Here is a 6,907-nt window from a genome sequence, read left to right as displayed (position 1 = left end):
GGGCATGGGGACCCACCGCCCGACCCACCGACCAGAGCCAAAAAAGCTTGGCGTCCACCTGTTACCGCAAGCCGAGCCCCGTAGCAGCCGGTAGGCCCCTGGGCAAAATAAAGGAGGAGGCCGCCCGCGGCCGGGGGACATTTGCGCCAGGGGCCTACCGGCTGCTACGGGGCCCTAACGCTCGCGGAAACCCCAAACGGAGACACCACCCGACCCACACGTCGCCGGCACTTCCCGTCCAAGCGTGTAGCGTCGTACTCACCCTGCGACGGCCCTTGCAACAAGCCGCTCCCCTCAGAGGGGAGAAAAACCTTTTTTTCGTAGGCGTGTCTCGCGAGCGAACCTACCGCAGGCCGACGCCGGAGGGACATTCGCCCGCAGGGGACGCATGGCCCGACGTTCGACCCACCCGCGGTTCAGTGATCGCGTTCGACCGCCAACCGTCCGAGTGCACGCAGTGCATCGGCGCGTTCGTCGTACCCGGCCAGACTGTCGTGCATGCGTTCGCTGAGTGCGGCCAGTTCGGCCTTGGCACCGTCCATGCCGAGCAGGGCGGGGAAGGTCGACTTGGCCTGCGCGACGTCCTTGCCGGCGGTCTTGCCGAGCTGCTCGGAGCTGGCTTCCACATCGAGAATGTCATCGCGGACCTGGAAGGCCAGGCCCAGCGCGCTGGCGAATGCGTCCAGCTGCAGCAGATCGGTCTGCGGTGCGTCGCCACACAGCGCGCCCATCCGCACCGCCGCGCGGATCAGCGCGCCGGTCTTGAGCGCATGCATCCGCTGCAGTGCGGCCAGCGGCTGGGCGTGGCCGGTGGCGTCGATGTCCAGCGCCTGGCCGCCACACATGCCGGCCGCACCCGAGGCATGGGTCAGCGCCTGCAGGCAATGCACGCGCAGCTGCGCCGGCAGCGCCGCATCGGCGAGCAGGCCGAACGCGCGCGTCTGCAGGGCATCGCCGGCCAGGATCGCGGTGGCTTCGTCGAAGGCGATATGGGTGGTGGGACGGCCGCGGCGCAGGGCGTCGTCGTCCATGGCCGGCAGGTCGTCATGGACCAGCGAATAGGCGTGGATCAGTTCCACCGCCATCGCCGGCGCATCCAGGCTGTGCTCATCGGCGCCGACTATCTGGCCGCTGGCATACACCAGCAGTGGGCGCATGCGCTTGCCGCCGCCCAGCACCGCGTAACGCATCGCCTGGTGCAGGCGCTGCGGGGCGTCGTCGGGGGAGGGCAGGCTGGCGTCGAGCTGGTTTTCGATGCGGTCGCGCCAACGCGCGAACGTGGACTCAACCGTCATGGCTGGGCGGGTCGAAGTTCTCGGCGGTCTCAGGGCGGGCAGGATCGCTGAGCAGGCGCACGCGCAGTTCGGCCTGCTCCAGTGCCTGCTGGCACTGGCGGTACAGGCCGACGCCGCGCTCGTAGGCGCTGAGCGATTGTTCCAGGCTCAGATCGCCGGCTTCCATCTTCTCCACCAGCTGCTCCAGTTCTTCCAGCGACTGCTCGAAGTGGGCGACCGGGGAGGTTTCGTTGGGGGACTTCTTGGGCATGGGACAAGTGTGATGCGCCAATCCAGCCGGGTCAATTCACGCCACGCCCGGCGTCCAACGCAGCTGCGCGTCGTGTTCATCCAGCCAGTGCTGCAGCGCTGCGGCGATGATCCGGTCACCGGCGGCCATCAACGCCTCCCCGTCGAACAGCAGTGGCAACTGGCGGCGCTGCCACGGGGGCAGGCCGCGCTGCTGCAGCAGGTCCTTGAGCGCATGCGAATGGGTGCGCCCAGGCAGCTGGATGCGTTCGCCGCCACGCCGTGCGCGGACCTGCAGGGGCACCGCCAGTCGTGGCGCGCCCAGCAGTTCAAGTTGGCCGCCATCGGGCAGCGCCAGCGGCGCGCGGCCGTCCCAGTGCGCGCTCCAATGCGGCGGCAGCGCCAACGTGGTGGAGAGCAGGTGCAGCTCGCCGCGCCAGCGCCGGATCCGCGCCCCTTGCCAGGCGAACTGGGCATCGCCGTCGTGCGCGGCCGGCAGCAGCTCGCGTTCGATCGCCTCCACCCCGGCGGCCGGCAACGGCGGCAGGCCGCAGTTGCGCACCCATTGGCGCAGCAGCCGGGCGCGGCGTTCGTGCGGTTGCCGCAGCAGGCGCGCGCAGTCCAGTACGCCCGGGGCGACGGTGCAGCGGCGCAGCGCCTCGTGGTCGGTGTCTTCGAGCAGGCGTTGCGACTGCGCACACAAGGTGGCACTGCGTGCAAACGCCGCATCGGCCTGCGGCCAGCGCTGCTGGAGCAGTGGCATCACGTGCAGGCGCAGGAAATTGCGGTCGGCCGTATCGCTGGCATTGCTGGGGTCCTCGATCCACGCCAGCCCATGGGTCTGGGCGTAGGCCAGCAACGCACTGCGCGGCACCTGCAGCAACGGGCGCCACACGCTGCCGGCGGCGAACGGCGCCTGCGCCTTGATCGACGCCAGGCCATCCACGCCGGAGCCACGCAGCGCACGCAGCAGGAAGGTCTCGGCCTGGTCATCGCGATGATGGGCCAGCGCCAGCTGCTCGCCGGGGTGCAGCGCGCCGGCAAAGGCGGTGCGGCGGGCGTGGCGGGCGGCCGCCTCCAGGCCTTGGCCGCTGTCGCGCGCGACCTCCACCGGGATCACCTGCAGCGCGATGGCCCATGCGGCACAGCGTGCGGCGCAGTGTTCGGCCCAGCCGTCGGCGGGTGCCTGCAGACCGTGGTGCACGTGCACCGCGCGCAGACCCGCGCTCCGTTGCGCCGGGGACTGGGCCAGCCAGTGCAGCAGCACGGTGGAATCCAGGCCGCCGCTGAAGCCGACCAGGACCGGAGCGGGTGTAGCCGGAGGCGGTGGCAAGGAGATCTTCATGAGGACGGCAGAATGAGGCAGGAGGGCAGTATCGGCGCAGTCGCGCGCCGATGCCATGCGCGGCCATCAGGGCCGGTCGATCTGATACACCGGCTGCCCGGCGCGGTCGATGCGGTGCCAGGTGCCGCCGACCATGGCCACATGGCCATCCGCGTCCGGGGTGCCACGCGTGCAACCGTTGCAGACCCGGGCCACGCCATCCTCGAAGGCCCAGCCGAAATCGAAGGTGGCCGGGAAGGCTTGGCGGAACTCGGTATCGAAGTAGCCGATGCGTTGACCGACACGGCCACGGACCAGCCCTTCAACCACATAGTCCGGGCCGTTGTCGAAGGTAATGACCGGCAGCTGCCGACCGTCGGGTTTGACGTAGTGGAAGCCGCCGCCGGCGTGCAACGGTGCCAGTCCGTTGGCGTCGAAGGACAGCGCGGCCAATGCCCTGGCCTCCAATTGCAGGCGGCCGTCGACGAACTGGCAGCCGGCCAACGGCTGCAGGCCGTCTTCTTCGGTCAGCACCAGGCAGGGCGAACCGTCCGCCCACGCGCTGCCGGCGGCAAACAGTCCGGCCAGCAGCAGGTGCCGCGTGTGGCGGCCCCTGTGCTTTACGGCGCGGATCGGCGTTGCCATCAGTTGGCGTCGGTCTTGCGCTCGAAGGCGGTCGGCTTCGGCAGCTCCACCGGCACGCCGCTGGCGTCGCAGGTGCCGGCCTCGCACAGACGCTGGCGCAGGCGCGGGGTGGCCTGGACGATCATGTGGTAGATCGTGTTCTGCTCCATGGTGCCGCGGATGGCCTTGCTGCCCGGGCCACGCGCCCAGATGCCGACGTCTTCGCCACCGTGGGTTTCGCTCTTGGTCGGCACCAGCGCTTCCTGCATGTAATCGGGATGCTCGGTATCGACGTGGCTCAGGTCCGGGCGACCGCTGGCGGGGTCGAAGCTGCTTGGATTGTGCGGGTAGGTCTTCGGGCCGGCCGGCTGCTGGTTGGTCGCGCCCGTGTAGCCGGGGCCATTGGCGTAGCTCAGCGTGGTGTAGGGCAGGCCGAGGCCGTCACGGGCAACATCCAGGCCGCCGGTGCCGTCTTCGCCACCCTTGTCCTTGACCTTGCCCAGGATCGGGTTGCCACGCGCCGGGTAGCCGACGAAATTCAGGGTGTGCGAGTGGTCGGCGGTGACGATGATCAGGGTGTCCTGGTCGGAGGTCGCCTCCACTGCGGCGCGCACCRCATCGGACAGGGCCACGGTATCGCTCAGGGCGCGGTAGGCGTTGCCGCTGTGGTTGGCGTGGTCGATGCGGGCGCCTTCGACCATCAGCACGTAGCCCTCCTGGTGTTTGGCCAGGTTGGCGATGGCTGCCTTGGTCAGCTCGGCCAGGCTGGGTTCGCCGGCCGGGTCGTCCTTGCGCTCGATTTCATAGCGCATGTGGTCCGGCTCGAACAGACCCAGCACCGCCGGGGCATTGGCCGCGGCCTGCAGCTGCCTGGCGTTCCAGACATAGGCGCCGCCCGGATGGGTCTGCTGCCACTCGGTGACCAGGCTGCGCCCGTCCAGGCGCTGGCCGACCTTGTCGTCGTATTCGGGATCGCGTTCTTCCACGGTGGTGAACTGGGCGCGGCCGCCGCCGAGGGCGACCAGCGGACCACGGCCATAGCGCGAGGTGGACAGCAGCTGCTGGGCGATGTCGGTGCAGCCGGCGGCCTTGGCCGCCTCGGGCACGTCGGCGTCGTTTTCCCAGTTGCGCTCGGGCGAGTGGGCGTAGGTGGCGGCCGGGGTGGCGTGGGTGAGGCGGGCGGTGGTGACCACGCCGGTGGCAAGGCCAGCGCTGTCGGCCAACTGCAGCCAGGTGAGCAGGCCCTTGTTCAAGCTGTCGGCGCAGTCGTTGCGGGTGCCGGCACTGACGCCGATCGCGCCCATGTGGGTCTTCACGCCGGTGGTGATGGCGGTCATGGTGCCGGCCGAATCGGGGGTCTGCGAGTCGGTGTTGTAGGTCTTGCTGAACGCGGTGGCTGGGAAGCGCTCCCACGACAGCAGGTTCTCTTCACCGGGATTGCCGTTGCGCTGGCCTTCGAAAATCCGCGCGGCGGCGACCGTGGTGAGGCTCATTCCGTCACCGAGGAACAGGATGACGTTCCTGGCCTTGCCGTCCATCGCGCCCGTGCTGGCTGCGCGCGCGGCGCCACTGCGGTACCACCACTGCGGGGTTTCACCGGCCGGGTGGGCCACGGCGGGGACCTCGACCTGCACGGCGCCCGAGGCGCTGGCGGCGGGCGTGGTGCTGGCGCAGGCGCCCAGCAGCAGGGTGGTGGCGATGGCTGCCACCAAGGACGTGGTACGGGACATGGACAGTCATATCTCATAAGTGAAACGGGCGTTCATTATGCAGAACGCAGCAAGGCACGCCGATGACACGCTGAATTTCCGTGTGCGCCTCGTTCCCCGGCCCGGGTTGGGCTAAGGTGCCTAGCTGTCGAATTCTCTCTGGAAGGCTCATGAAGCTGGTGTCTGCGTGGTTGCGGATTCCGTTCTGGCAACGCGTGCTTGGCGGCTTCGTGCTGGGCGCACTTGCCGGCTGGGTGTTGGGCCCGGCGGCGGAAGTCTGGTTCGGGCCGCTTGGCGATCTCTACGTCACGCTGATCAAGATGATCGCGGTGCCGCTGGTGTTCTTCGCGGTGATCAACGCGATCTCCTCGCTCCACGGCCAGAAGTCGGTGGCCGCCCTCGGCGGGCGCACGTTCCTGTGGTTCATCATCACCGCCGCCCTGGCGGTCTGCGTGGGCCTGGCGGTGGGCACGATCCTGCAGCCGGGCACGGGCAACCTGAGCCTGAGCATGGACCACGGCTACACGCCGCGCGAAGTGCCGAGCGTGATCAAGGTGCTGATGGACGTGGTGCCCTCCAACGTGTTCTATGCGTTGACCGGCATCGGCACGCGGGTGAACGCGGCAGGTGAGACGGTGCTGGCGGCCGGGCGCGGCTCGATCCTGCCGGTGATCTTCTTCGCCGGTCTGCTCGGCTTTGCGATGGTGAAGCTCGGCGACAAGGTGGCCGAGGCGCGCAAGCTGACCGGTCAGATGAGCGACATCATGATCCAGGTAACGCGCTTCGTGCTGGAGATGACGCCGCTGGGAACCTTCGGTCTGATCGCCGGGCTGGTGGGCAGTTATGGCTTCGAGAAGCTGCTGCCGCTTGGCAGCTTCGTGCTGGCGTTGTACGTGGCGTGCGCGTTCCACATCGTGGTGGTCTACGGTGGGCTGCTGTTGTCGCACGGGTTGAACCCGCTGAAGTTCTTCCGTGGCGCGGCGCCGGGCATGCAGGTGGCGTTCGTGAGTTCGTCGAGCTTTGCGGCGATGCCGGCGGCGATGCGTTCGATCACGCACAACCTGGGCGTGAACAAAGACTACGCATCGTTCGCGGTGCCGCTGGGTGCGAGCATCAAAATGGACGGCTGCGGGGCGATCTATCCGGCGTTGTGCGCGGTGTTCATCGCGCAGTACACGGGGGTGCCGTTGTCGCCGGAGCAGTACATCGTGGTGCTGATCGCCTCGGTGCTGGGCAGTTTCGGTACGGCGGGCGTGCCGGGGACTGCAGTGGTGATGGCGACGGTGGTGTTGAGCGCGGCCAATCTGCCGCTGGAGACGATCGGGTATCTGTATGCGATCGATCGGATCCTGGACATGATGCGCACGATGACCAACGTGACCGGGCAGATGCTGGTGCCGGTGCTGGTGGCCAAGGAGACGGGGCTGCTCGATCGGGCGGTCTACGATAATCCTTCGACCAATCTGGGCGTGGACGAGATTGAAGAACGGACGTCCTGATCGCGCTGCGCCATGGTTGAAAGGAACGGGCCCGCGAAAGCGGGCCTGACTTTTTATAGAGTTCTTTTTCCAAACCGGTGGCAAGCATGACGCGCGCTGTTGAGTTTTTCAGGTGCGGCGGTCGGTGGGTCGGGCGCTGGGCCCCCATGCCCTTTCCGGCGACGCCCCCGGCCTCGGCCTGCGGCCGCCCCCTCCTCCTTTATTTCGCCTCCAAGGGCATGGGAGCCC

General features: G+C 68.5%; 6 protein-coding genes. 1 reads left to right on the top strand and 5 read right to left on the bottom strand.

Translation table 11 applies throughout. The features are described from left to right. Nucleotides 1-416: 416 nt before the first annotated feature. The 5 genes from ACXJKH_RS11920 to ACXJKH_RS11900 all read right to left on the bottom strand — a co-directional run bounded on the left by ACXJKH_RS11920 (nucleotide 417) and on the right by ACXJKH_RS11900 (nucleotide 5,201). Nucleotides 417-1,295, bottom strand: coding sequence for a polyprenyl synthetase family protein (locus ACXJKH_RS11920; protein WP_457319596.1), 879 nt, complete (start codon nucleotides 1,293-1,295; stop codon nucleotides 417-419). Beyond that, complete coding sequence (locus ACXJKH_RS11915; protein WP_256777517.1) at nucleotides 1,285-1,545, bottom strand: exodeoxyribonuclease VII small subunit; 261 nt, start codon at nucleotides 1,543-1,545, stop codon at nucleotides 1,285-1,287. The genes ACXJKH_RS11920 and ACXJKH_RS11915 overlap by 11 nt, the downstream gene beginning before the upstream one ends. A 36-nt stretch (nucleotides 1,546-1,581) precedes the next feature. Beyond that, entirely contained in the window at nucleotides 1,582-2,868 is a 1,287-nt protein-coding gene (gene tilS, locus ACXJKH_RS11910; RefSeq protein ID WP_457319595.1) for a tRNA lysidine(34) synthetase TilS, read from the bottom strand. A gap of 66 nt (nucleotides 2,869-2,934) precedes the next feature. Beyond that, a complete protein-coding gene (locus tag ACXJKH_RS11905) occupies nucleotides 2,935-3,495 on the bottom strand; it encodes a WG repeat-containing protein (RefSeq protein WP_457319597.1) in 561 nt (186 codons plus the stop codon). Beyond that, nucleotides 3,492-5,201: an alkaline phosphatase gene (locus tag ACXJKH_RS11900; RefSeq protein ID WP_457319594.1), complete on the bottom strand. Its 1,710-nt coding sequence runs from the start codon at nucleotides 5,199-5,201 to the stop codon at nucleotides 3,492-3,494. Before ACXJKH_RS11900 ends, ACXJKH_RS11905 begins: the two co-directional genes overlap by 4 nt. 149 nt (nucleotides 5,202-5,350) lie before the next feature. On the opposite strand from ACXJKH_RS11900, the gene ACXJKH_RS11895 reads away from it, so the two are divergent. Beyond that, nucleotides 5,351-6,679: a dicarboxylate/amino acid:cation symporter gene (locus ACXJKH_RS11895; RefSeq protein WP_256777521.1), complete on the top strand. Its 1,329-nt coding sequence runs from the start codon at nucleotides 5,351-5,353 to the stop codon at nucleotides 6,677-6,679. Nucleotides 6,680-6,907: the final 228 nt, after the last annotated feature.

The organism is Stenotrophomonas sp. P5_B8 (assembly GCF_054049855.1).
Note: the sequence above shows the minus strand (reverse complement) of the source record. Positions and strands in the feature narration are given on the sequence as shown.

What these genes read in the sequence shown, in the direction of transcription:
- ACXJKH_RS11920 (WP_457319596.1), bottom strand. Translation starts at nt 1,295, where the DNA reads ATGACGGTTGAGTCCACGTTCGCGCGTTGGCGCGACCGCATCGAAAAC.
- ACXJKH_RS11915 (WP_256777517.1), bottom strand. Translation starts at nt 1,545, where the DNA reads ATGCCCAAGAAGTCCCCCAACGAAACCTCCCCGGTCGCCCACTTCGAG.
- tilS (WP_457319595.1), bottom strand. Translation starts at nt 2,868, where the DNA reads ATGAAGATCTCCTTGCCACCGCCTCCGGCTACACCCGCTCCGGTCCTG.
- ACXJKH_RS11895 (WP_256777521.1), top strand. Translation starts at nt 5,351, where the DNA reads ATGAAGCTGGTGTCTGCGTGGTTGCGGATTCCGTTCTGGCAACGCGTG.